Annotated in this window: 23 protein-coding genes, 3 pseudogenes and 1 other annotated feature; of the genes and pseudogenes, 15 read left to right on the forward strand and 11 right to left on the reverse strand. The window is 67.1% G+C overall.

Annotation, left to right across the window (positions count from 1 at the left end):
- Nucleotides 1-8 precede the first annotated feature (8 nt).
- The 3 genes from V5F48_RS17370 to V5F48_RS17380 are packed head-to-tail and all read left to right on the forward strand — an operon-like array spanning nt 9 to nt 3,553.
- Nucleotides 9-677 (forward strand): cytochrome b/b6 domain-containing protein, encoded by a 669-nt coding sequence (locus tag V5F48_RS17370; protein ID WP_394259722.1) that lies wholly within the window; start codon nt 9-11, stop codon nt 675-677.
- Nucleotides 678-689: 12 nt separating this feature from the next.
- Complete coding sequence (locus V5F48_RS17375) at nt 690-1,481, forward strand: molybdopterin-dependent oxidoreductase (RefSeq protein WP_394259723.1); 792 nt, start codon at nt 690-692, stop codon at nt 1,479-1,481.
- A gap of 59 nt (nt 1,482-1,540) precedes the next feature.
- Nucleotides 1,541-3,553 carry a hypothetical protein gene (locus V5F48_RS17380; RefSeq protein ID WP_394259724.1) on the forward strand — a complete coding sequence of 671 codons (2,013 nt, stop codon included), beginning with the start codon at nt 1,541-1,543 and terminating at the stop codon, nt 3,551-3,553.
- A 139-nt stretch (nt 3,554-3,692) separates the two neighbouring features.
- On the opposite strand, the gene V5F48_RS17385 is transcribed toward V5F48_RS17380, so the two are convergent.
- The gene (locus V5F48_RS17385) at nt 3,693-3,971 is read right to left on the reverse strand and encodes a hypothetical protein (RefSeq protein ID WP_394259725.1); all 279 of its coding nucleotides are present in this window, start codon (nt 3,969-3,971) and stop codon (nt 3,693-3,695) included.
- Nucleotides 3,972-4,235: 264 nt separating this feature from the next.
- On the opposite strand from V5F48_RS17385, the gene V5F48_RS17390 reads away from it, so the two are divergent.
- The gene (locus V5F48_RS17390; protein ID WP_394259726.1) at nt 4,236-4,793 is read left to right on the forward strand and encodes a sigma-70 family RNA polymerase sigma factor; all 558 of its coding nucleotides are present in this window, start codon (nt 4,236-4,238) and stop codon (nt 4,791-4,793) included.
- Complete coding sequence (locus V5F48_RS17395) at nt 4,790-5,431, forward strand: NrsF family protein (RefSeq protein ID WP_394259727.1); 642 nt, start codon at nt 4,790-4,792, stop codon at nt 5,429-5,431. Before V5F48_RS17390 ends, V5F48_RS17395 begins: the two co-directional genes overlap by 4 nt.
- A gap of 62 nt (nt 5,432-5,493) precedes the next feature.
- Here V5F48_RS17395 and V5F48_RS17400 read toward each other — a convergent pair whose 3' ends face one another.
- Together V5F48_RS17400 and V5F48_RS17405 are read right to left on the reverse strand one after the other, a co-directional pair.
- Nucleotides 5,494-6,507, reverse strand: coding sequence for an alpha/beta fold hydrolase (locus V5F48_RS17400; RefSeq protein ID WP_394259728.1), 1,014 nt, complete (start codon nt 6,505-6,507; stop codon nt 5,494-5,496).
- Between the two features lie 90 nt (nt 6,508-6,597).
- Entirely contained in the window at nt 6,598-7,473 is an 876-nt protein-coding gene (locus V5F48_RS17405) for an alpha/beta fold hydrolase (RefSeq protein WP_394259729.1), read from the reverse strand.
- Between the two features lie 228 nt (nt 7,474-7,701).
- Here V5F48_RS17405 and V5F48_RS17410 point away from each other — a divergent pair, with 228 nt between their 5' ends.
- From V5F48_RS17410 to V5F48_RS17425, 4 genes and pseudogenes are all read left to right on the forward strand, one after another.
- The gene (locus tag V5F48_RS17410; RefSeq protein ID WP_394259730.1) at nt 7,702-8,292 is read left to right on the forward strand and encodes a CGNR zinc finger domain-containing protein; all 591 of its coding nucleotides are present in this window, start codon (nt 7,702-7,704) and stop codon (nt 8,290-8,292) included.
- A gap of 152 nt (nt 8,293-8,444) precedes the next feature.
- Nucleotides 8,445-9,125: an NrsF family protein gene (locus V5F48_RS17415; protein ID WP_394259731.1), complete on the forward strand. Its 681-nt coding sequence runs from the start codon at nt 8,445-8,447 to the stop codon at nt 9,123-9,125.
- Nucleotides 9,126-9,282: 157 nt separating this feature from the next.
- Complete coding sequence (locus V5F48_RS17420) at nt 9,283-9,828, forward strand: sigma-70 family RNA polymerase sigma factor (RefSeq protein ID WP_394259732.1); 546 nt, start codon at nt 9,283-9,285, stop codon at nt 9,826-9,828.
- Nucleotides 9,829-10,015: 187 nt separating this feature from the next.
- Nucleotides 10,016-10,922: pseudogene (locus tag V5F48_RS17425) on the forward strand (tyrosine-type recombinase/integrase); the annotation flags it as partial.
- On the opposite strand, the gene V5F48_RS17430 reads toward V5F48_RS17425, so the two are convergent.
- The 3 genes from V5F48_RS17430 to V5F48_RS17440 form a co-directional block, all read right to left on the reverse strand.
- Nucleotides 10,860-11,156 (reverse strand): hypothetical protein, encoded by a 297-nt coding sequence (locus V5F48_RS17430; protein ID WP_394259745.1) that lies wholly within the window; start codon nt 11,154-11,156, stop codon nt 10,860-10,862. The pseudogene V5F48_RS17425 and the gene V5F48_RS17430 overlap by 63 nt on opposite strands.
- Nucleotides 11,157-11,409: 253 nt before the next feature.
- A complete protein-coding gene (locus V5F48_RS17435) occupies nt 11,410-11,652 on the reverse strand; it encodes a cysteine rich repeat-containing protein (protein WP_394110116.1) in 243 nt (80 codons plus the stop codon).
- Nucleotides 11,653-11,734: 82 nt separating this feature from the next.
- Complete coding sequence (locus V5F48_RS17440) at nt 11,735-12,301, reverse strand: hypothetical protein (protein ID WP_394259733.1); 567 nt, start codon at nt 12,299-12,301, stop codon at nt 11,735-11,737.
- Between the two features lie 228 nt (nt 12,302-12,529).
- Here V5F48_RS17440 and V5F48_RS17445 point away from each other — a divergent pair, with 228 nt between their 5' ends.
- Entirely contained in the window at nt 12,530-13,234 is a 705-nt protein-coding gene (locus V5F48_RS17445) for a DUF3313 domain-containing protein (protein WP_394259734.1), read from the forward strand.
- A gap of 6 nt (nt 13,235-13,240) precedes the next feature.
- Here the strand turns inward: V5F48_RS17445 and V5F48_RS17450 are convergent, their stop codons facing one another.
- The gene (locus tag V5F48_RS17450) at nt 13,241-14,575 is read right to left on the reverse strand and encodes a sensor histidine kinase (protein ID WP_394259735.1); all 1,335 of its coding nucleotides are present in this window, start codon (nt 14,573-14,575) and stop codon (nt 13,241-13,243) included.
- Nucleotides 14,576-14,602: 27 nt separating this feature from the next.
- A complete protein-coding gene (locus tag V5F48_RS17455) occupies nt 14,603-15,319 on the reverse strand; it encodes a response regulator (RefSeq protein ID WP_394259736.1) in 717 nt (238 codons plus the stop codon).
- A gap of 277 nt (nt 15,320-15,596) precedes the next feature.
- On the opposite strand from V5F48_RS17455, the gene V5F48_RS17460 reads away from it, so the two are divergent.
- The 4 genes from V5F48_RS17460 to V5F48_RS17475 all read left to right on the forward strand — a co-directional run bounded on the left by V5F48_RS17460 (nt 15,597) and on the right by V5F48_RS17475 (nt 19,544).
- Nucleotides 15,597-16,838 (forward strand): efflux RND transporter periplasmic adaptor subunit, encoded by a 1,242-nt coding sequence (locus V5F48_RS17460; protein ID WP_394259737.1) that lies wholly within the window; start codon nt 15,597-15,599, stop codon nt 16,836-16,838.
- Nucleotides 16,835-17,989 carry an ABC transporter permease gene (locus tag V5F48_RS17465; protein WP_394259738.1) on the forward strand — a complete coding sequence of 385 codons (1,155 nt, stop codon included), beginning with the start codon at nt 16,835-16,837 and terminating at the stop codon, nt 17,987-17,989. Before V5F48_RS17460 ends, V5F48_RS17465 begins: the two co-directional genes overlap by 4 nt.
- Entirely contained in the window at nt 17,986-18,756 is a 771-nt protein-coding gene (locus tag V5F48_RS17470) for an ABC transporter ATP-binding protein (protein WP_394259739.1), read from the forward strand. The genes V5F48_RS17465 and V5F48_RS17470 overlap by 4 nt, the downstream gene beginning before the upstream one ends.
- 110 nt (nt 18,757-18,866) lie before the next feature.
- On the forward strand, nt 18,867-19,544 hold the full coding sequence (locus V5F48_RS17475; RefSeq protein WP_394259740.1) for an SH3 domain-containing protein: 678 nt from the start codon (nt 18,867-18,869) through the stop codon (nt 19,542-19,544).
- Nucleotides 19,545-19,592: 48 nt separating this feature from the next.
- Here the strand turns inward: V5F48_RS17475 and V5F48_RS17480 are convergent, their stop codons facing one another.
- Together V5F48_RS17480 and V5F48_RS17485 are read right to left on the reverse strand one after the other, a co-directional pair.
- A complete protein-coding gene (locus V5F48_RS17480) occupies nt 19,593-19,754 on the reverse strand; it encodes a hypothetical protein (RefSeq protein ID WP_394259741.1) in 162 nt (53 codons plus the stop codon).
- A gap of 237 nt (nt 19,755-19,991) precedes the next feature.
- Nucleotides 19,992-21,237: pseudogene (locus V5F48_RS17485) on the reverse strand (ATP-binding protein).
- A 460-nt stretch (nt 21,238-21,697) separates the two neighbouring features.
- Nucleotides 21,698-21,753 (forward strand) — a sequence feature (sul1 is cis-regulatory element that is thought to sense ions involved in sulfur or methionine metabolism; They are found in Alphaproteobacteria).
- 62 nt (nt 21,754-21,815) lie between these two features.
- Between V5F48_RS17485 and V5F48_RS17490 the strand changes: the two are divergent.
- On the forward strand, nt 21,816-23,297 hold the full coding sequence (locus V5F48_RS17490; protein WP_394259742.1) for a SulP family inorganic anion transporter: 1,482 nt from the start codon (nt 21,816-21,818) through the stop codon (nt 23,295-23,297).
- A gap of 199 nt (nt 23,298-23,496) precedes the next feature.
- Here V5F48_RS17490 and V5F48_RS17495 read toward each other — a convergent pair.
- A pseudogene (locus V5F48_RS17495) lies at nt 23,497-23,718 on the reverse strand (hypothetical protein); the annotation flags it as partial.

Consider the following 23,718-nt stretch of genomic DNA (forward strand, 5'->3'; position numbering starts at 1 on the left):
GACGCACCATGAACCCTGTCACACACCGCACAAGGCGCATGCACCCGATTCCAATCCGGATCATGCACTGGACCAATGCCGTTGCCATGATCATCATGATCGGCAGCGGCTGGAAGATCTATAATGACGAAGTGATCTTCGGCTTCCTGCACTTCCCGCAGGAGATCGTGCTGGGCATCTGGGCTCAGCATGCCCTGCAATGGCATTTCTTCGGCATGTGGATCCTGGTCTTCAACGGCCTGTTCTACCTCGCCTATGGGATCGCCACCGGTCGCTTTGCCCGGCTGCTCTTCCCCATCCGCCCGCGCGAGGTGGTGGCGGAGATGATCGCGGCGCTGACCTTCCGCCTGAAGCATGCGGACCTGACGCACTACAATGCGGTGCAGAAGGTGCTTTATGTGGGCGTCATCGCGATCATCATCGTGCAGGTCGTCTCGGGCCTCGCGATCTGGAAGCCGGTGCAATTCTCCTTTCTTGTCAGCCTGTTCGGTGGCTTCCAGGGGGCGCGGCTCGCGCATTTCCTGGGCATGGCGGCCATCGTGGGCTTCATGGTGGTGCATGTGGCGCTGGCGCTGCTCGTGCCGCGCACCATCCTCGCCATGCTCACCGGCGGGCCGGCCGTGCCCGCCGAAGACACCCATTCCGAGGGCGCACCTGCGCCCACCACCCCCCATTGACCGGAGGCGAAAATGGCATTCCGCAATCCCTTCGCCACACGGCGTCCCTCGGTCACCACGCCCGACAAGAGCCTGCTCATCGAGAACCGCAAGCTGATCGAGGCCATCAACCGCCGCAAGGTGCTGCGCGGCACCTTCAGCCTCGGCGCCCTCTCGCTGCTCGCCGGCTGCGACATCTCCAATCGCGGCGCAGTGCAGAGCGTGCTGAAGACGGTCTCGGACTTCAACGACGGGGTGCAGGCCGCCCTGTTCAACCCGCACAAGCTTGCCCCCACCTTTTCTCCCGACCTCGTGGTGAAGCCGCCGCGCTTCAACGCCTATTACGAGATCGACGAGGTGAAGCCGGTGGACATCTCCACCTGGAAGCTGGAGCTGTCCGGCCTCATCAAGGACAAGCGCCCCTGGACGCTGGACCAGATCTACGCCCTACCCGAGCAGGAAGAGATCATCCGCCACATCTGCGTGGAAGGCTGGGATTATATCGGCCAGTGGTCGGGGCCGAACCTGAAGGATTTCCTGACCCGCATCGGGGCCGACCTTTCGGCGAAATACATCGCCTTCTACGGCAACGACAACTACATGGAGAGCATCGACATGGCCTCGGCGCTCCACCCCCAGACCATCCTTGCCACCAAATATGCCGGCGAGCCCATCACCGATCCCTACGGCTTCCCGCTGCGCCTGCGCACCGCGGTGAAACTCGGCTACAAGAATCCCAAATGGATCCGCGCCATCGAAGTCACCAACACCTATCCCCTGGGCTTCTGGGAGAAGCAGGGCTTCAACTGGTTCGCCGGCCTGTGAAGGCCGGCAGCGCGGGCGCAGCCATTTCAGGCGCGGTCGGACACCGGGACTGACCGGCGATGGTCTCCACCGCGCATCTCCTGTTTTCGATCCTCGCCGGGCTCCTGCTCTGGGGCGGACCCGGCTGGCTTGTCGCTCGCGCCCTCATGCTCCACCGAGCCCCAGCCATCGCGCTGGCACCCGCGCTCGGCTGGGCCGTGCAGAACATGGCGATGCTGGCCCTTGCCCCGATCACCGGGCTATCGCCAAGCGCCATTCTGCTGGTCACAGCGCTGGTCTGCATCGGCGCGCCACTCCTGCGCAACGGTCGGGAGGCGCTTGCCGCGACAGACGCCACAGCACGTCTCCTCCTGCCCGCCCTGGCGGTCGCCGCGCTGCTCGCCTGCATCCCCGCAGCCGCCGTCCTGCCCAAGGTCGGCGCGGACGGCGCCATCGCCCTGGCGACCCCCATCTACGATCACGCCAAGATCGCGCTCATCGACGAGATCGCGCTCCACGGGGTGGTGCCTCCGGCCAATCCGGTGTTCGGCGCCGGCGGCGCACCTGGGGTCATATCCTATTATTATCTCTGGCATTTTGGAGCAGCCCAGCTCGTCATTCTCACCGGCGCGACGGGATGGGAGGCGGATGCGGCGGCCACCTTTCTCTCGGCCTTCGCCGCGCTGGCGCTGGTGGCCGGCATTGCCTTCCGGTTCCGCCCCTCCGCAACGGCGCCGCTTCTGGCTCTGGCGGCGGCGGCTTCCGGCTCGCTGAGGCCGCTCCTTGCGTCCCTGTTCGGCGCGACCCGTGTCGATCAGGTGATCGAGCCGGCGACAGGGCTCGCGGGCGTGCTGTATCAGGCGAGCTGGAGCCCGCACCATGTGGCGTCGGCCTCAAGCGTGGTGCTCGCCGTCTGGCTGCTGGCGCAGGTGCGCACCCGGCCTTCCGCCGGAGCCACGGCGGTGCTCGCACTCCTGGTCGCGGCAGGGTTCGACAGCTCCCTGTGGGTCGGCGGCGTCACCTTCGCGCTTGCGGGCGGCGGCGCCGTACTGGTCCTCGCCGCCCGCCGACCCAGCGAGGGACGCGGGCGCTTCCTGGCGCTGGTGGCGACCGCGGCCCTCGGCGCCGGCGCGCTGGTGGCGCCGATCCTGCTCGCGCAGCTTCAGGTCGCGGCGCTGCGTGGCGGTGGGCCGCCGCTCCGGATCGAGCCGTTCGCCGTGCTCGGCCCGGCGTTTCCGGCTGGGCTGCGGATGATGCTCGATATCCCTGCCTATTGGCTCGTCCTGCTGCCCATCGAGTTTCCCGCCATCGCCTTCGCCGGTGCCGCCGGCCTCGCCATGGCACTCCGCCGGCGCAGGGGTGGGGAGACCGGAACCCGCCGCCTCGCATCCGCCCTCGGCACCTTGACGCTCTGCGCCTTGGCCATCAGCGCATTTCTCGTGAGCACGGCCGGCGAGAACAATGACCTCGGCTGGCGCGCCGTCCTGCCGGCGGTGCTGGTGCTTTCCGGGTTCGCAGGCGCTGCGATCGCGGGTGCCCTGCACCGGAGGCGGTGGCTCGCGATGGGCGCCGCGGCGCTGCTCATCGCCGCCGGCTTGCCGGACAGCATCACGCTCGCTGCCGGCAACCTGCGGGGCGTGCGGAGCATCGATGGCGGGACCTTCGCAGGCGATCCCGCCCTGTGGGCCGCCGTGCGCCGCGAGGTGGCGGCGGACGTGCGCATTGCCAGCAATCCGGGCCGGCTGGAACAGCTGACGCCCTGGCCCATCAACCTGTCCTGGGCTCTTCTGGCTCGGCGGCGCTCCTGCTTTGCGGGACCCGAAATGGCCCTCGCCTTCGCGCCGCTGACGCCGCAGCAACGCGCAGAGGCGACCGACCTGTTCGCCCGCGTCTTCGAGGGAAGAGGAACGCCCGCCGACCTCGCGCACATGCGCCAGAACTTCGGCTGCGGGGCGGCGGTGGTGACGGCGCAGGACGGGGCGTGGCGAAACGATCCCTTCGCGGCAAGCCCGCTCTTTCGCCTGGCGCAGGAGGAAGAGGGCCGCTGGCGCATCTATGTCGCGGTGGAGACCCAGCCCGGCACGCCGCCGTAAGACGCCGAGCATCCCGCAAGGCCCACAAAAAAGCCGAATCCACTCAGGTTTCGCCAACCTGAGTGGATTCGGCCCTGAACGGAAGCCCCGGCCGTGGCGGACCCGTCGTGTCGGACCTGCCGCCGCGGCCGGGCTGCGGTCAGTTTTGGCCGAGGCCGCGATCGCCCAGCTCGAACAGGAAGGTGTCGTTGGCGGAGACGCCGGCCGGACCGGGCTGCGCGCCGGCAAAACCGCCGGCATGCGCCTGGTTGCCATAGCCGAGCACGTGCTGGGCACCGCCATCGTGGTCGGCGGTGACGCCGCGCGCCACCCGGATGCTCTCGCGGTTGGCCTCCGTCACGCTGTCGTCAGCCCGGGCAACGGCAGTGAAAGAGAGGGCCCCGGCGAGGATCGCGAGGGAAAGGATCGACTTACGCATGATGTAATCTCCATGTTCAATACGTTGACATGGAGGTTTCCGCAAATCGTACCCTTCAGGTTACAGATGGTGACTTTTCACGAGGTCAACTGTTTTTGACCGTGGCGCGAGACATTCGATCCGACATCATGGAATAAAACGAGCCGCGGGAAAGTCTCCCCCCTTATCTGGTGCTTCCGGCCGGCGTGCTCGCAGTTTCGTGATGGGACGTGGGGTAACACACGACGTCCCCGGGGCGAAGACATCCGCATGAGGGGGAACTTCATGACCAGTCCTGAACCTGATCTCGAGGCGCTGATGCAGGCGAGCCAGTCCGGCGACGCCACCGCGCACCGGGCCCTGTTGCAGCACGTGTCCGGCCGCCTGCGCAGCTATTTCCGCAACCGGCTCCGCCGCTCCGGCGCGGGCATGGACGAGGCCGAGGACCTGGTGCAGGACACGCTCCTCGTCCTCCACACCAAGCGCCACACCTATGACGGCTCCTCCCCGGTGCTGGCCTGGACCTATGGTATCGCGCGCTACAAGCTCATCGATTATCTCAGGGCCAACGCGCGGGCCTTGCGCCATGTCCAGATCGAGGAGGTGGATGATCTCGCCGACGAGCACGACGAGTTCTCCGCCGCGGATACATCACGCGAGCTGCATAAGGCGCTGGCGACACTGCCGCGGCATTTCCGCCTTCCCATCGAATACGTGAAGATCGAGGGCCTCAGCATAGCGGAAGCGGCCGCGCGCATCGGCATGTCCGATGCGGCGGTGAAGATCGGAATACATCGCGGCATGAAGCGGCTCGCCGTCGTGCTGTCGGAGGCACGCCCATGAATACCGACGACCTCATCGACTTCCTCTCGACCCGCGTCGAGGCCGTGGATCCCCGCCGGCAGGACCGCATCGTGGCGCTTGCCGTGTTCGGATCGCTGGCGGCGACGGCGCTGGTGTGCATGCTCACCCTCGGCCTGCGCCCCGACATGGTGGAGGCGGTCAGGACGCCCGACTTTGCCCTGAAGATCGGCTTTCTCGCCGCCGTGGTGGCCATCGCGTTCTACGGACTGCGCCGGGCCGCGCGCGCAGGCACCGCCCGGTCGCGCGCGCTGCTTTTCGTGCTGCTCCCCCTGGGGCTGGTCTGGCTCGCGGCAGGCATTGAGCTCGCGTCGCTTTCGCCATCTCAGTGGTACGAAGTGGTCATGTTCCGCGAATGGCGGCTGTGCGTGGTGGCCATTCCGCTGCTCTCGGTGCTCCCGCTGGCGCTGCTCACCCTGGTGCTGCGCGAGGCGGTGCCCACGGAGCTGCCCCATTGCGGGGCGCTTATGGGCCTCCTGGCGGGCGGCATCGGCGCCCTCGCCTATGCCGCCTACTGCCTCAATGACACGCCGGTCTATGTGGGCCTGTGGTACGCGACCGGCATCGCCGTCGTCACCGTGTTCGGCTGGGCCATGGGGCCGCGCCTGCTGCGCTGGTGAGGTCGCTCCGGCAAACGCAAGGCCGCCCGCACACGCAGTGCAGGCGGCTCATTTCGGGAGGCTCAGCGCGCCGCCGGCCGGTCGCCCTTCATCGGCAGGGAGCGGGCGAGAAAATCACGCATCAGCGCCGCGATTTCCGGTCCCTTGTCCTCCAGCGCGAAATGCCCGCTGTCGAGCAGATGCAGTTCGGCCTTGGGCAGGTCTTTCATATAGGCCTGCGCCCCGGCGGCGGGAAAGATCTCGTCGTTGGCGCCCCACACGATGAGGGTGGGCGGATGACGGTCGCGGAAGAAGGCGTGGAAGGCGGGATAGAGCGCCACATTACTTGCATAATCCTTGAACAGGTCGAGCATGATCTCGTCCACCCCCGGCCGGTCGAGCAGGGCCTGGTCCACCAACCAGGTATCGGGATCGATCATTGAAACATCCGAGACACCGTTGACGTATTGCGCGCGGGTCGCCTCTCGCGTCAGCCCCGCACGCAGGGCATTGCGGTTCGCCTGCGAACCATCCGCCCAATAGGCCTTCAGCGGAGTCCAGAAGGGGCTGAGGCCCGCCTCGTAGGCGTTACCGTTCTGCACCACAAGCGCGGTCACCCGCTCCGGATGCATGAGGGCCAGCCGGTAGCCGACAGGTGCGCCGTAGTCCATCACATAGAGGGCATACGAGCCGGCGTGGAGCTCGCCCATCAGCCGGTCCACGAGGCCGGCATAGGCGGCAAACCCGTAGGAAAACCGGGCGCGATCCGGCACGGCACTGTGGCCGAAGCCGGGATAGTCGGGCGCGATCACCCGGTAGCGATCGGCCAGCAGCGGGATGAGGTTGCGGAACATGTGCGAGGACGAGGGAAAGCCGTGCAGCAGCAGAAGCACGGGCGCATCAACAGGTCCCGCCTCGCGATAGAAGACGTCGACACCGTCGATGGTCTTCGACCGATAGTGGACCGTGGGCGAGAGCACGGCCTGCGACGCTCCCGGCGCACCAGCCGGCGGGGCGGATCGGGCGGCAGGGAGCGGCAGGCCGAGACAGAGCGCCGTCGCCCCGATGGCGAGCAGCGTGCGGGACAGGGAAGGCATCGGAAGACTCCGCGAGAGGCAGGGGGCCGCCGCGCCGGGATCGACAGGCGCGGCGGCAGGCGATGTGTGCGAGGTCGTTTGCGAACGGCGTCAGGCGGCCGGCGCCACGCGGGCGAGGAAGGCGCGAATGGCAGCGCTGATCTCCGGCCCGTGGGTCTCCAGCGCGAAATGGCCGGCGTCGTAGGACTGCACCTCGGTCGTGGGCACCAGCGCCTTGAACAGGTCGCGGCCGGCGGCGGTGAAGAAGGGGTCGTTGTCGCCCCAGGTCACGAGGATGTTCGGCTGGTGGGCGCGCAGATAGGCCTGCCACTGCGGATAGGCGCCCACATTGTCCTGGTAGCGATACAGCAGCTCCAGCTGAACCCGGTCGTTGCCGGGGCGGTCCAGCAGCCACTGGTCATGCTGCCAGGCGTCCGGGCTGACGCGATCCGCGCGGGCCGAGGAGCCGTGTTCGTACTGGAAGCGCGTGGTCTCGGCGGTGAGGAAGCCGCGGACGGGCTTTTCCGTCTCGCCATTGCGGTCGGCCCAGTAGGGTCCGAAGGCGCCTGCCGCGCTGGCGGCGAAGCCTTCCAGGTTCGCCACCGCATTCTGCACGATCAGGCCGACGACCCGCTCCGGATGGCGGGCGGCGATGCGGAAGCCCACGGGTCCGCCAAAGTCCTGCATATAGAGCACATAACGGTGCACGCCGAGGTCGGCGAGAAGCTTCTCCACCACCTCCGCGAGGGCGTCGAAGCTGTAAGCGAAATCCTCGGGCGCCGGGGCGCTGGAATAGCCGAAGCCGGGATAGTCCGGCGCGATCACGCGGTAGCGGTCGGCCAGGGCGGGAATGAGATCGCGGAACATGTGGGAGGAGGACGGGAAGCCGTGCAGCAGCACGATCACCGGCGCGTCGGCCGGTCCCGCATCCCGATAGAAAATGTCGAGGCCGCTGATCGCCGCCCGGCGGTAGGCCACCTTGACCACCGGCTGAGATCCTGGGGCAGGTCGGACGGCCTGAAGAAACGCATTCAACATGGGGCGCCTTTCGTAACTGGCTTGATGCCGCGAAAGGAGTTACACACCCATTGTAACCTGTCAAATAGTTTTAAGAGGTTTCATGGCGATTGACTCCGACCTTGTGCCAAACCTGTGACGACCTATCTTCCCGGTTACGGCGCCCCCGAAGGCGCCCGTCGAGAAAGGGCGCGGGCCTTGACCACACAGCAGGACAGCGATTTTCGCGATGGCATGCCCTTCCTGGGCAGCCGCCTCTGGATTGATTTCGCGAACTCCGCGCCGGTGGCCCTGGGCGACTTTCTCGCGACGCCCGAGGGGTGGACGAGTTGGCTCGCCGCGGCCGGCCTCAAGGCGGGGGTGGGACGCAAAGGCGCAGCCGTTGTCGACCTCGGGGCGGTGCATGCGTTGCGCGCCGCGCTGTCGCGCCTCTTCGACGCTTTGCAGACCGGTGCGCGCCCCGCCGCCTCAGACCTGGATCTGGTCAATCAGCATCTGGCCGCCGGCGCGGCGCCACCGCGGATTTCATGGCGCGACGGTGAAGTTCTGGTGGAGCGGAAGGAGGCCGGCGACATGGATCCACTGGCGGCCATCGCCACCGACTTCGCGGACTTCGCAGCCCATTACGAGACGGCCCGGCTGCGCCACTGCGCCAACCCGGAGTGTAGCCTCATCTTCTACGACACGGCGCGCAACGGGGCCCGGCGCTGGTGTTCCATGTCCGCCTGCGGCAACCGCCACAAGGTGCGCAGCCACCGCATGCGCGCCGCGAAGCTGGAATGCTCCTGATCTTGTCAGCGGACCTCGCCAGGCCGCTCCTTGCTTTCGCCGCACCCCGGATGGATGATTTGATATGATTGTCGCTTTGGCGCGGGGCTTGCGGGGCTCATCGATGGGTCCTCTTCCCCGGCCGCGGCTCTGAACTGGAAGGCGGGTTCACGATGCGCGACGGCGTGCGCTTCGCTGGAGGGCAAAAGGGCATCTCAACGGATGCACTGATCGACGCTCTCGCGGGGGATCTTTCGGCCACACCCGTCCCATCCGTGCGCCGCACGCTCGCCCTGGCGTTCGCTTTCGGAAGCGCGGTGTCCGCGGCGGCCATGCTGGCGCTGCTGGGCCTGCGCCCGGACATGGCCTCGGCCCTCGCCACCGCGTCGTTCTGGATCAAGCTCATCTTCCCGTTCGGCCTCGCCGTGGCCGGGCTGATGGCCGTCGACCGGCTGGGCCGGCCGGGTGCCGCGGCCGGTCGCGGCTATGCGATGGGGATCGCCGTCGCAGGCACCATGGCCCTGCTCGCGAGCATCCAGCTCGCCACCGCGCCGCGGGATGCCATGCGGCCGCTCCTCCTCGGCCACACGCTGGACCACTGCACGGCCCTCATCATGCTGCTGGCGCTGCCCATCCTGGCCGCCGGCATGTATGCCATGCGCCAGATGGCCCCCACACGGCTGCGCCTCGCGGGCGCCGCCGTGGGCGTGACGGCCGGTGCGCTTTCGGCCGCCATCTACGCGATCGCCTGCGATGAGACGGCGCTACCCTTCGTCACCTTGTGGTACGGAGCGGGCATTGCCCTCACGGGCGTGCTCGGCGCGCTTCTGGGGCCGCGCCTGCTGCGGTGGTAAAGCCCGACCGAACCGTTCATCGGCCGTGACCTGCTTGTGTTTTAGGGCGACCGATCTAGAATAGATTGGGCCATTTGATCGTTAGGCCAAGCGCGACGGTCTCCGGTGGCCCACAGGCTGCAGGGGTCTTCGTTGCACGCGCGGATCTGGAGCGGAGATGGACGTGTCGGTGCCGAACCCGCCACTCGACGCCCTGATGATCGCCGCCCAGGCGGGCGACGAGGCAGCCTATCACGCCCTCCTGAAGGCCGTGGCGGCGACACTCCGCAGCTATTTCGCGCGCCGGCTCGGCCGGGATGCGTCAGTGGAAGATCTGGTTCAGGACACGCTCATCGCCATCCACGAACGCCGCGCCACCTATGATCCGCAGCGGCCGTTTGCGGCCTGGTTCTTCGCCATCGCCCGCTACAAACTCATCGATCATCTCAGGGCGGCGCGCCGGACCGCGACCAGCCCGGTGGAAGAGATCGAGGACCTCGCCGGGCCCGACGAGGAAACACCCGCCAGCGCGCGTCTCGACCTGGAGCGGCTTCTGGACGGCCTTCCCCAGCGCTCCCGCGACATCGTCCGCACGGTGAAAATCGAGGGGCAGTCGGTGGCCGAAGTCTCTCTGCGCTCGGGCCTGTCGCCCATAGCGATCCGCGTGCTCCTGCACCGTGCGGTCAAGGCCATGTCGGCCAAGGTGGGTAATTCCCGCCCGTGACCGCGTGCTTGCCAGCTCCGGCGGCGAACGCGACCTGCAGCTGCCGGGATAAAGCAGGCGCCGATGGCCTCGCACGGCGGCGAAATTTATCGGCGCCCGCGCAGTTTCCGGGTTCATATCTCCCACCCAGGAGGGAGAGGTGGTCGCGAATGGAAGGGACAGCGGCTCGACGTGACGAGAGGCGGGAGCGGACATCACGAAGGCCATGAAGGAAATCATGGCAGGGAAGACGCGTGTCACCATCAAGACGAAGAACCTGCGCGGCAAGTCCATCGTGAGAGGAGGTGCCGGCACGGCGACACGGACAATCGGCCTGCTGGGCGGCATCCTCACCTATGCGGTCGAAGCCGGGATCATCGAAACGAACCCCGCACATGGTGTGCGGCGGCCGAAGGACAACGTCCGTGCGCGGCGGCTGAGCGAAGCCGAATATCGCGTCCTCGGCGACCTGCTCAAGGCGGCGGCTGAGAACGAGAGCTACCGGATGTCGGTCGAGATCATCCGCCAGATCGCGCTCACCGGATGCCGCCGCATGGAGATGGTCACGCTGCGATGGGCGGAAGTCGATACGGATTCGAGCTGCCTCCGCCTGATCGACAGCAAGGAGGGAAGCTCCATCCGGCCCATTGGACTGCCCGTGGTGGAATATCTGGAGAAGCGCCGGAAAGAGGCATTCGGAGATTACGTCTTCCCCGGCCGGGACGGCGAGAATGCGTTCGGGAGTTTCCCCAATCATTGGAAGAAGATCTTCGCGGGCTCGCCCCTGGCCGACGTCACCCCTCACATTCTCCGCCACAGCTTCGCCAGCGTCGCGAACGATCTCGGCTTCACCGAGGTCACCATCGCCGCCCTGGTCGGCCATGCGAAGGGATCGGTCACGAGCAACTATATCCACACGCTCGACACCGCCCTGATCATGGCCGCCGATACGATCTCCGGCTAACATTCAGGGACTGCTGGACGGGATAGAGTTCAAGCAGACCGCCTACGCGCTGGATCGCGGCTCCCGGAAAGCGGCATTGGCCCGGTTTCTACAAAAGGCAGCCGGCGATGAGGAGGATAAACATGCTGAAAATCAACATCTTGCCGCATGAACTCGGTGAACCTCCCCATGATCGCCACGCGCCGACCCCGATATGCCTGCGCAGCTTGCCGGAAGAATGTGGTCCAAGTTCCGGCGGCCGAAACTCGAGCGGCAGCATCTTGCACCCGTCGCGCAGATACCAATCTGGGGGATTGACGCCCGCCGATTGAACACGAACCAGCACCTCTCCCGGCTTCAGCGCGGACTTGTGCATGGTCACCGGAATAGAATAGTGCCCGTTCACCACTTTCGACCTGCGGATTGCCCAAGCTCAAATGCTGCTCACGACGGTCGTCAACGAGATCCACCAGTCAGGTCGGCCGGCTCGAACAGCGCCACCTCCAAAATCCGCCAGACCATTACGAGGGGTGTTACGCAATGTGCTGCCAACGATCGGACTGTCATTGATGCAAGCGGATGGCGGCCAAGGGATCATTTCACCGCCTTCCGAACGATGAAATGACCCAGGCTTGAGTCGTGAACACGGCCCATGCCGCTCACTGCTGCGGATGCGCGCCCTTGGCAGCCATCAGCGCTTCGGTGCATGGCTGGGACACATTTGCCGCATTCTGCTGCAGGCAGCCGAGCAGGCGTCCGCCACCGGGCTGAATACCGCTGCACAAGCGTCGCGCATCTGCCTCGCAGGCCGACTTCAGCTGCATCATCTGCTGACGCGACATTTGCTGCGCCTGGGCCGCACCCACTACCAGGACAAAGGCGAGAACGAGAGCGGTTCGCATTGATCATCTCCTTGGATTTCAAAAAGACATGGAACCGGCGAGCACGCCGGGCAGTCACCGGCCAGCCGGAAAGGAAAACGCCTCAAAACGCGCCGGAGCCTGCGATGCCCACCTGCAGCCTGGGAATGCGCGCCGCCTCCAACTGCTGCGCCGAGAGCTTGCCGCGCAGGTTCGCCACCGCCGCCTTGAGGGCCTGGGCCTTGGTGGCGTAGGCGATGAGCATATCGGCGACCGCCTCAGCCCGGCCGAACGCCTCGGGCCCCCTGGGGTCGTCCTTGCCCTCGGCTGCGCCGAGGATGGCCAGCACCCGCTCACGCTCCGGCACCAGAGCCAGCAGCGCGTTGGTGTATCTGCGCCAGGCCTCCTGCTGCTCGGCCGTGATACCGATGGCCGTCTCCTGGACAGACAGGGCCGCTGCCAGCACCAGCCGTAGCCGGACGCCGGTATAACTTTGGCGGACCATCTCCAGGCGATCGGCGAGCACCGCCAGCGGCGAAACGTACTCCTCCACACAGGCCACTTCGGACTGGGCGACGGTGGCCGGTGCCGGCGCGCGCGCCAGCGTTGCCTCCTGTGCGGAGGCAGCCAGCGGCGCAGCGGTGGCCATGGTGGCGCCGAACAGCGCCACGGCGAGAATTCTGACCGACATGATGAGCTCCGTACATTGAGTGGGCTCATCCTGCGGCGGTGAATTTGCAGCGGCTTCTCAGGTTTGTAGGAATTTGTTGCGGCCCTGCGCTGTCGATGCGCAGCGCAGGGCTACAAATTGAAACCGTCCGGACATTCCCGGGATACGGCAGGCCACGAAAACGACCCGCGGCCCCGCCCTCGTGGCGGCCTGGGGCCGACCTTCCCCGGCATCCCGGCAGGCTGCTCCATGACTGGTCATTCCTCCCGCGTCCTGATCCCGGCGCCACTGCGCGCGCTCCCCCTTGGCCTCGTGGCGCTGGCGCTGGCGGGCTGCGCCAATTCGCCGGCGCCCAATCACTACCAGGATCTTGCTTCCGCGCCCTATCTGGCCGCCAGCACGCAGGGAACGGGCCGGCGCACGCCTTATCGCTATGAAATGGCCGGCGCTCTCAGCCGCTATCGCGCCATCCACCTTCTGCCGGTGCGGATCTACAGCGGCGCCGATCAGCAGTTCGGCACGCTCACTGCCGCCGAGCGCGCGCAACTCGCCGCCACGGCGGAACACGAATTCCGCGCGGCTCTCGCCGGCCACGGCATCCTTGCCGCCGGGCCCGCAGCCGACGCGGTGGAGCTCAGCATCACCCTGACGGGTGCCCAGGCCAGCGTGCCGGTGCTCGCCACCGCGAGCCGCCTTACCCCCGTGGGCTTCGCCATGAGCGGCCTCACCGCCGCAACCGACGGCGAGGGACGCCTCTCCGGGATGGTGATCTATGCCGTGGAGTTCCGCGAGCCCGGGTCGGGACGGATCCTGTGGGCCTATGTCACGAAGCAGTATCCCAACGCCCTCGACATCGGCGCCACGCTCGATCCCCTGGATGCGGCGCGGGCCGGCCTCAAGGCGGGCGCGCAGGAGTTGGCGCGGGCGACCGTCGCCAGGCTCCGGCCGCAATAGGCCGCCTCAGCCCGGGCGGAACAGGGCCAGGATGATGAGCACCTGTCCGCCCGGCCCCTCGCCGAGCTCAATGGTGCCGCCATGGGCTTCCACCAGGCTGCGCGCCACCGCAAGGCCCAGGCCGGCACCGCCGGTGCGCCGCGCTCGCGAGGGCTCGGCCCGCATGAACGGCTCCATCAGCACGTCCCGCATCGGCGGCGGAAATCCGGGGCCGTCGTCGCGCACCACGAGACGCACCTGATCCCCGATCACGGTCAGTCTCACTCGGGCATGCTGGCCATATTTGATGGCATTGTCGATGATGTTGCCGATGACCCGGCGCAGCGCCAGCCGGTCCGCCAACACCCACACGGGTCCCTCCGCCACCGTATCGAGCGTCACCGGCCGGCCGGCGGCCCTCAGGTCCGCAGCCTCAGCGCGCACCAGCAAGGCGAGGTCCAGCATCTCCTCGTCCAGCGCGCCGACGCCGGCGCGCGCCGTGAGCAAGGCGTTGTCGAGCAGCTCGATCATGTCGCGGATGTCGGCTTCTGCCCGCTCGCGCTCCACCGGGTCCGGCAATTGATCGATGCGCAGCCGGAGCCGCGTGGCAAAGCTGCGCACATCGTGCTGGATGCCGCCGATGAGAGCGAGGCGCGAGCGCGTCATGGCATGGATGCGCGTCTGCAGCCGCTCGAACGCGCTCACCAGCGTGCGCACCTCCGGCGTCGAGGCCCTGAGGTGGGGCAGCGGCACGGGCTCGCCGGTGGGATCGATATGATCCGCCACCGCCGCCAGCCGCGCCAGAGGGCGGATCTCGCGATGGAGCAGCAGCAGCACCACGCAGGCGAGGACCGCGCCGAACAGGCCCGCCCCGACCCCGGCAGGCAGGCCGAAGAAGGTGACGAAGAACGGCGTGCGGGCCTCCGCCACCAGCACCTCACGACCATCGAGGGCGATGTAGAAGGCCCGTGGCGCGGCACGGTCGTTGAGCAGCTGCGACAGCGGGCGGTGCTCCACCCCGGGCCGGATCCGCATGCGGATCAGCCGGTCTCCCAAAGCGGCACGATAGGCCTCCAGTTCCTCGCCCTCGCTCATCTCATCCGAGCCGGCTGGAACTTCGGCCGCCGGCACCACGTCCACCTCCAGCAACGGCGAGCGCAGGGCCGGCAGCGCCGCCGCGCGCGCCGGCGAAGGCAGGGAGGCGAGAAGGTCGGCGATGGCGACAAGGCGCTCCGGCGGCGGCCCGCTGGAGGTGGGGGAGAGCCCGCTGACCCGGTAGAAGACGACGATGAAGCCGATCCACAGCACCAGCAGAAAGGTGCCGGCGATGGACAGAACCCGCGCAGTGAGGCCAAGGCCCATTGGCATTTCTCCGTCAGGAGGCGTCCATCAGGACACCTGCTTTACCTGCGCCGTCATGAGATAGCCGCCGTTGCGCACGGTGCTGATGAGATTGCAGCCGGGGCTCAGCGCATCGAGCTTCTTGCGCAGCCGCGACACCAGGATGTCCACGGAACGGTCGAACGGGTCGGCGGTGCGCCCGTGCACCCAATCGAGGATCTGATCGCGCGAGAGCACCCGGCGTGGACGCAGCACGAAGCAGGAGAGCAGATCGAACTCGGCGCTGGTGAGCGGCACCAGTTGCTCGTCCTCGGCGAACAACTGGCGCGCATCGAGATCCGCCAGGAAGCGGTCGAAGGCATAGCGCCGCATCGGCGCCTGCGCCTGTTGTACGCTGGCGCGCCGCAACAGGGCGCGCACCCGCGCCAGCAACTCCCGCGGGCCGAAGGGCTTCACCACATAATCGTCGGCACCGAGCTCCAACCCCACCACCCGGTCGGTCTCGTCGCCCTTGGCGGTCAGCATGAGAATCGGCACGGTGAGGGTGGCGCGCAGCCGCCGGCAGATGCTGAGGCCATCCTCCTCCGGCAGCATCAGATCCAGAATGATCAGATCGACTTCATGTCGCTTGAGAATGCCGGCCATCTCGCGCGCATCCTGCGCCAGCTCCACCCGGAAACCTTCGCGGGTGAGGAAGTCGCCGACCAGCCGGCGAATGTCCGGATCGTCGTCGACGATAAGAATACTGCGGACTTTATGTTCCATCACGGCTGCATAGCTAGCAAAGCCATGGCCAATACTCAATAGCGTGCGCCTGTCTGTACAAAACGATACAAATCGACACCCCGCAACACATCTTGGTTCGTACGGCTCACGCGCAGGACAAAAATCCCCCCCACGTTGAGCTTCGCCGCGGTGGCTGAGTCGTCTCATGCAACGGCTCCCCGCCCGGCAGGCTTCCGCCCACCGTCTATGCTCGGGGAGATGTCGTGTAGTGTCCACAGGCGCAGGTATTCGGGATCCGGCCAAAGCCGGGGGTCTCTTGAAGGTCAATCGGCTCCCCGACGCAACCGAGGCAGGCGGCACCTTCACGCCACCGCATCTGCCGCCCCGCCCCAGCCCGCGCAGACCCCGGCGAGGCCGCCAGGTTCTTGGCATCGCCGCGCTCATCACCGTCCTCGCCTTTGCCCTCGCGGGCTGGCGCTACGGCATGCCGCACACGACGCAGGCCGAGGTGGTGCGGGCGGGCCCATTCGAGAGCGTACTGAGCGGCCCCGGCATCCTCGACGCGCTTCGCAAGGCCAGCGTCAGCGCCAGCATTCAGGGCGTCATCACCACCCTTGCCGTGGATGTGGGTGACTCCATCCACGCCGGCGACATGGTGGCATTGCTGCAATCGACGGACCTCAAGGCCGAACGCGAGTCCCGGCTCGCCTCCCATGAGGCCACACGCAAGGCTGTAGCGCTCGCGGAGGCAGAGCTCCGCAAGGCGCACGCCGCCCGGAACAATGCCCATTCCGTGCTCGGCCGTCGGGAGGAGCTGATCCGCAGCGGCGCCACCAGCCGCGCGACCCTGGAAGACGCCCAGACCAGCATGGAACAGTCCTTGGCCGAGGTGGCCCGGGCCGAGGCGGCCGTGAGCCAGGCGCGGGCCACGGAGGCCTCCGCCGAAGCGGCGGTGCGGGTGGCGGAAGCGCAATTGGAGAAGGCCACCATTCGTGCCCCCATCGATGGTGTGGTGGTGGCGCGGCGCATGGACATGGGCGATCTGGTGGTGCCCGGCTCGGTGATCGTGGACATCGTGGATCCGGAGAGCGTGGTGCTTGCCGCCCGGTTCGACGAGAGCGCCATCGCCCGCGTCACCAAGGGCCAGCCGACGAGGCTCCTGTTTACCGCCACTGGCGATACGGCAACGCCCGGCGAGATCCGGCGCATCGGCCGTGAGGTGGACACCGAGACCCGCGAATTCACCGTGGACATCGCCCCCCGCCAGTTGCCGCGCAACTGGGCCATCGGCCAGCGCGGCACCGCCCTTATCACCTTGCAAACCTCCCCCGACGTGCTGTCGGTGCCATTCGCCGCCATCGCCTTCAAGGACCGCGCGCCGGGGGTGTTCGTGATGCGCGATGCACGGGCCTGGTGGCAGCCGGTGGAGCTCGGCCCCATCGGCGCGGCCCGCGTGGACGTGCGTGGCGGCCTGAAGGAGGGCGATGTCATCCTGGCGCAGCCCGAGGGCGCGTTCGCCGGCATGAAGGTCGCCGACCCATTGGGGGCGCGGCCATGAATCTCGCCTTCAAGGACATCCGCTTCAACCTGCTGCGCTTCCTTCTGACCGCACTGGGCGTCGCCTTCCTGATGATGTCCTCCATGGGCATGGTCGGCCTTTATCGCGGCATCGTCGCCGATGCTTTGCTCATCATCGAGCGCATCGGCGCCGACCAGTGGGTGGTGCAGGGCGGGCGGCAAGGTCCGTTCTCGGAAGGCTCCGCCATCTCCTCCACCATGGATCGCCGGGTGGAGGGGATCGCCGGTGTGGCGAGCGCGCGCCGCTTCGTGCAGTTCAGCCAGCAGTTCTCCCTTCACGGGCGGCAACTGCGGGCCTCCGTGACGGGGCTCGATTTTCCCAAGGACCCCGGCCGCTGGATCCCCATCGTCGGCGGACGCCTCCTCGCGTCCGGCCACTACGAAGCGGTCGCGGACATGAGTATCGGCCTTCGGCTCGGCGAGAAGGTGCATCTCGGCCAGGACGACTACACCGTCGTCGGCCTCACCCGCGGCATGGTGGACACGGGCGGCGACGGACTGTTGTTCGTCACCGTCAACGATGCGGTCGCCATCGCCCAGCGCCGCACCAGCGAGGAGGTGCTGCTGGCCCGCGCGGGTGCCGGTCCCGCCGCCGCCAGCCGCAGCTCGGTGCCGCAGGACAGCAAGATCGCCGCCGTGCTGGTGACCCTCAACCCCGCCGTGGATCCTGAAATGGTACGCCGCGCGGTCTCCTCCTGGGGTGATGTGAACGTGTTGAGCCGGGCCGAGCAGGAAAACCTGCTTCTCAACCAGCGGCTCTGGCGCCTGAGGGTGCAGATTCTGGCCTTCACCGGCGTGCTGCTTGTGGTGACGGGCATCGTCGTGTCCCTCATCATCTATATGCTCACCATGGAAAATCTGCATGAGATCGCTATGCTGAAGCTGATCGGCGCGGACAATTTGGTTATTATTGTCATGATTGCCCAGCAGGCCTTCCTCATCGGCGCCTGCGGGCTCGGGTTCGGCCTCATGCTGTCGCGGCTCGTCTTCCCTTTCTTCCCACGCAAGGTGCTGATCCTGCCCGCAGATGTGGCCCTGCTCGGGATCGCGGTAGCGGTCATCTGCGCGTTCGCGAGCCTGCTCGGCATCTCCCGCGCGCTGAAGGTGCGGGCCCAGGAGGTCTTGTCGTGAGCGATCACGTCGTGAGCCCGGTGGTCGTGAGTGGCGCTGCCGCGAACCCTCCGCCGGTGCTGTCCATCCGCGATGTGCAGCGGCTCTACCGGAGCGGCGACACGACGGTGCGAGCCCTGGACGGGGTCTCGCTCGATATCCATCGCGGCGAGGTGGTGGGGATCTCCGGTCCGAGCGGGTCCGGCAAGAGCACGCTGCTGCTCATCGCCGGCCTGCTTGAGCCGCCGAGCGCCGGCGAGGTGCTCATCGACGGGCGGCGCGTCTCTCACCCCGCAGCCGATCTCGACCGGCTGCGCACGTTCCGCCGCAACCACATCGGCTTCATTTTCCAGAAGGCGAACCTGATCCCCTTCCTCACGGCGGTGGAAAACGTGGCGCTGGCGCTGGAGATCGACCATGTGCCGCCGCGCGCGGCGCGGGCCTATGCGAGCGCGCTGCTCGCCAGCCTCGACCTCGGCCACCGGCTCGACAACCACCCCTCCCGGCTGTCGGGGGGCGAGCAGCAGCGGGTGGCGGTGGCGAGGGCGCTCGCCAACGCGCCAAGCCTGCTGTTGGCGGACGAACCCACCGCCGCCCTCGACAGCGTGCGCGGGCGTCAGGTGCTGCAGCTGTTCCGTGAGATTGCCAGGACCCGCCAGGCGGCGGTCGCGGTGGTGACCCACGACCAGCGCGCCCTCGACCTGTTCGACCGCACCATCGAACTCAGCGACGGGCGGACCCGCGATGTGGCCGTGCACGGCACCCCGGGAGCTGCCGGTACACATTGAAACATATCGTCACGGCAGCGACAGCCGGCGGCGACACCACCGCCTTAGCCTCTTCGCGATAACGGCGGGCACGGGTGCGCCGGCCAGCTGCGAAATGGAGGGTAAAGGCGATGAAACGTCTGTTTTTGGCTCTGGCCACGGTGTTCTGTCTCTCGTCGGCCGCCGGCGCGGCGACCCTCGCCGTCGCGACCGGGAACGTCAATCTGAGAGCCGGCCCCTCCACTGCCTATCCGGTGGTGACGACGGTGCCGGCCGGAGTCCAGGTGACAACCCATGGGTGCCTTGCCGGCTATACCTGGTGCGATATCTCCATGGGCGCCTATCGCGGCTGGGTCGCCGCAACTTACATCCAGGTGGTCTATCGTGGCGCGCCGGTGGTGCTGACCCCCGCCGTGGCGCCGGCGGTGGGCCTCACCGTCGTGACCTTCAACAAGATCTATTGGGACACCTACTACGCGGCTTATCCCTGGTACGGCCGCTGGACCTATTACGCGCCTCGTCCGGTCTATCCGGTAGCGCCGGCCGCGCGTGTGAACAGCTACAACGGCTCGGTCCAGTGCGCCAACGGCAGTTGCACCGCGGCCCGCTCGGCCACCGGAATCTATGGTGGCTCGGCCAGCCAGAGCCGCACCTGCTCCGGCGGCGACTGCACGTCCACGCGCAGCGCCACCGGCCCCTACGGCGCCTCCGCTTCGCGCACGCGCTCGTGCAGCGGCAATACCCAGTCCTGCACGGTCACGCGCACGGGTCCCGCCGGCAACAGCGGCACCCGAACCTTCACTCGCTGAGCGGACTGCCCCCTCGCACTCCGTGGAGCAGCCCACCATGTTGGTCGCTCAGTATGCCGCGGCGGGATTGACCTGCCAGATCTCGTCGATGAGCTTGCCGTCGCGATAGACCAGCACGTAGCGCACTTTGACCGTGCTCTTGCCGGCGAAGGCGACGTCCGCCGTCACCGTCGCGCCCTTGGGGTTGGCCGCTTCCGAGAGCGCGGCCACGCTTGCCTTCTGGGCGCCCTGGGCGGTGAAGAACTTCGACCATACCTGGCGTCCATTACAAGCCGGGCAAGTATACACTCACCAAGAAGGACATCGGCACCCGTTACGCCGCGGTCGCCATCCGCACGCTGGTGAACCCGTCCAATCCTGAAGATGTGAAGAAGGTGCATGCGCTGCAGGACGGCTTGCCCCTAGGAGCATAGGCGCGCTGCCGGATAGGCCCTTCAATGACCGCGGCTAGGCTGGCGCGCGCGAACCGACCTCTTCCCAAAGAGAGGACAAAGGCGCCGCTGCCAGCCGGTCGCCGAACGGCACGACATCCGTGCTGTCATAGAGGACGACGCCGAAGGCGAAGCGGTCCCCGCATGCTTCGGCCAAGGCCCGCAGGCCCGCGAAGTCGCTGGCCTTGACCGTGGCGCTCGCCTTCACCTCGATGCCTGCGATCATTCCGTCATCGCGCTCCAGCACGATGTCCACTTCGCGCATATCCCGGTCCCGGAAATGATGCGGCGTGAGCCGCAGGTCCGAGGCCGTCATCAGTTTCAGCACTTCCGAGAACACGAAGCTCTCCAGCAGCGCGCCGAACGCCCCGCGATCCGCCTTCACCCGGTCGAAGGAGAGCCCGCGCACGGTCGCCAGCAGGCCGGAATCGAGGAAGTGCAGCTTCGGCGTCTTGACGATCCGCTTCAGCGCATTGGTGAACCAGGGCTGCACCGTGGCGACGAGAAACAACTGTTCGAGCAGCCCCACATAGCGCTGGCCCGTCTTGTGGCTGACGTTGATTCCGGCGCCGAACTGCGAATAATTGACCAGTTGGCCGGAATGCTCGGCAAGTAGCCGCACGAATTTCGGAAGCTCGGTTAGCTTCTCCACGTCGGCGATGTCCCGCAGATCGCGCGTGAGGATCGAGGTGAGATAGGACCGCAACCAATCCTGACGTCGCCGCTCGCTTTCGCGGCTGATCGCTTCGGGGAAGCCTCCGAGCAAGACGAGCCGGACAAGATCATCGCCGAGGATGGCGTCCCGCGGGCGCTGTAGCTTCCCCTCGAAAAGGCGCTCCAGAAAGGTCGCTGTACGGCCTTCGATCTCGGCCCGCGCCAGCGGCAGCATCTGGATGGTCTCCATCCGCCCAGCCAGGCTGTCGGCGATCCGCGGCAGGGTCAGCACATTTGCCGAGCCGGTGAGCAGAAAGCGACCCGGCCGATAATCCTCGTCGACGGTCTTCTTGATCGCCAGCAGGAGGTCGGGCACGCGCTGGATCTCGTCGATGATGGCCCGGTCCAGGCCGCGGATGAAACCGGCCGGATCGGATTGGGCGGCCTCGAGGACCGTCTGATCGTCAAGCGTGATATACGTCCGGCCGGCTTCCCCCATCTTTCGGACAAGCGTGGTTTTGCCGGCCCGTCGCGGGCCCACGATCAGGACCACCGGGGGTGTCCGAAAGGGCTTCCTCCACCCGCCGCTCTACAAACCGCTCGAACATACCATCCCCGAATCCCGGACAATCGGAAGCATTGATGTCGGCTGATTGGAAGTCAATTGGCCGCTAATTGGAATAGCATGGGTCGCCATCTGGAAGCGTAAGGGGGAAGGCTTTTCCCCTGCGGTCCAATCTGCCGTCTTGGCCGACCCCTTCTATGTGGAGACCCCAGGCTGGGCCAAAACTCGCCCCGGACCGGCCGCCTGACTTGCTTCCCAAGTGGGTGATTGAAAGGGGGCGCCCAGTTTGGCGCCCCAAGTTGTTTCAGCGGCCAGAACGGGTCGGTGACCGCCTCATGCCCTGCGACATCGGGAAAGAAGGTCACGCGCTGGCAACGGACTGGGAAGTCGCACGCCTCCGCTCGCCACGACCTCGTTCGCTTGAATGATCCGGCGCACGGGGCCAGCGGTGCCCGCGCCCATGTTGCGCTGCAACGTGATTTGATCTAAATCAACTCCATTCATCAGGACCCGGTGCAAGCCCGGGTGGCTCTTCCGGCCGCCGATCCGCCGGACCACGCATAGTCAGCGCATCCTCGCCGCCGTTTCGGCGGACGCTCACTTATTGCGAAGCCTCATCCCATGACCCGTTCTTCCCGCTATCTCCGCGACTGGACCTCCCATATCCGCGCCGACGTGCTCGCCGGCATCGTCGTCGCCCTCGCCCTCATCCCGGAGGCCATCGGCTTCTCGGTGATTGCCGGCGTCGATCCCAAGGTGGGGCTGTTCGCCTCCTTCGCCATCGCCTGCGTCTCCGCCGTGGTGGGCGGGCGGCCCGGCATGATCTCCGCGGCCACCGCCGCCACCGCGGTGGTGATGGTGAGCCTCGTGCGCGATCACGGGCTGCAATATCTGTTCGCCGCCACCATCCTCATGGGGCTGATCCAGATCGCGGCCGGTTTGCTGAAGCTCGGGCGGGTGATGCGCTTCGTCTCGCGCTCGGTCATCACCGGCTTCGTCAACGCGCTGGCCATCCTCATCTTCATGGCGCAGGTGCCGGAGCTGATCGGCGTGCCGCTCCAGACCTATCCGATGATCGCGGTGGGGCTCGCCATCATCTACCTGTTCCCGCGCCTGACCAAAGCCGTGCCGTCACCGCTGGTGGCCATCGCCGCGCTCACCCTCTTCGCCTGGTGGAGCGGAATGGATCTGCGCACGGTCGGCGACCTCGGCGAGCTGCCCTCCAGCCTGCCAGTCTTCGCCCTGCCGCAGGTGCCGCTGACGCTGGAGACGCTGCAGATCATCCTGCCCTACTCGCTGACGCTCGCCGCCGTGGGCCTGCTGGAATCCCTGCTCACCGCCCAGATCGTGGACGACATGACCGACACGCTGAGCAACAAGAGCCAGGAATGCGTCGGCCAGGGCACCAGCAACATCGCCTCGGCGCTCATCGGCGGCATGGGCGGATGCGCCATGATCGGCCAGTCGGTGATCAACGTGACCTCCGGCGGGCGCGGGCGGCTCTCCACCTTCGTGGCGGGGTCGTTCCTTTTGTTCCTCATCCTGGTGCTGGACGACCTTGTGCGCATCATCCCCATGGCGGCGCTGGTGGCGGTGATGATCATGGTGTCCATTGGCACCTTCTCCTGGCGCTCGATCCTGGACCTGCGCAGCAACCCGCGCTCCTCCTCGGCGGTAATGCTGGCCACCGTCATCACCGTGGTGGCGACGCACAACCTCGCCATCGGCGTCTTGGTCGGCGTGCTGCTATCCGGGGTGTTCTTCGCCGGCAAAGTGGCGCGCCTGGTCCATGTGACAATGCGGGAAGACGAGGTGTCAGGGAGCGTGACCTACACCGTGACGGGACAGATCTTCTTCGCCTCGGCGGAGGTGTTCCTGCGCGGCTTCGACTTCGATGCCCCCGCCCGCGCGGTGGTGATCGATGTCAGCCACGCCCATTTCTGGGACATCACCGCCGTCGACGCCCTCGACAAGGCGGTGCTGAAGCTGCGCAAGTCCGGCGCCGAGGTCACCGTCCACGGCCTCAATGAGGCCAGCGCCACCATGGTCGACCGCTTCGCCCGCCACGACAAGGACGAGCCCGTGACGGCGCGCCCTCATTAGAGGGGCCTGGAGCACAGCAGGACACCCCCCTCCGTGACCGGAGGAGGCGCCACCTGCGGTCGGGCTCCCGTCACAACGACGAAGAGCCCCGTGGTGGCCAGGCCTCGCCTGCCGGGCGGCTTTACCGGTCCTGCAGGCGAGGGAGCGCGGCGCACATGCCATGAAGCGGCCATAGCCGGCGACGCTGCAGAATCGGTGCTCAGGCGAACTGCACGCCACGGCCGACGGACCAGTTCTCCTTGGGTGCATCGGTGATGACCACGAACACATCCTCCGATCGGATGCGTGGCCATCCTGTGAAACAATGGCTGGTCCCGCCTGGGGGCATCACGCACGTTGACGCCCCCAGGCCAAGTCGGCTGGTATCGGTGAGACTGTCGGAATGATGCAAACAGGTATCCTCCTCGCCTTGGCCTCGGCG

The organism is Xanthobacter autotrophicus ATCC 700552, from assembly GCF_043194565.1.
Taxonomy (GTDB): domain Bacteria; phylum Pseudomonadota; class Alphaproteobacteria; order Rhizobiales; family Xanthobacteraceae; genus Xanthobacter; species Xanthobacter autotrophicus_F.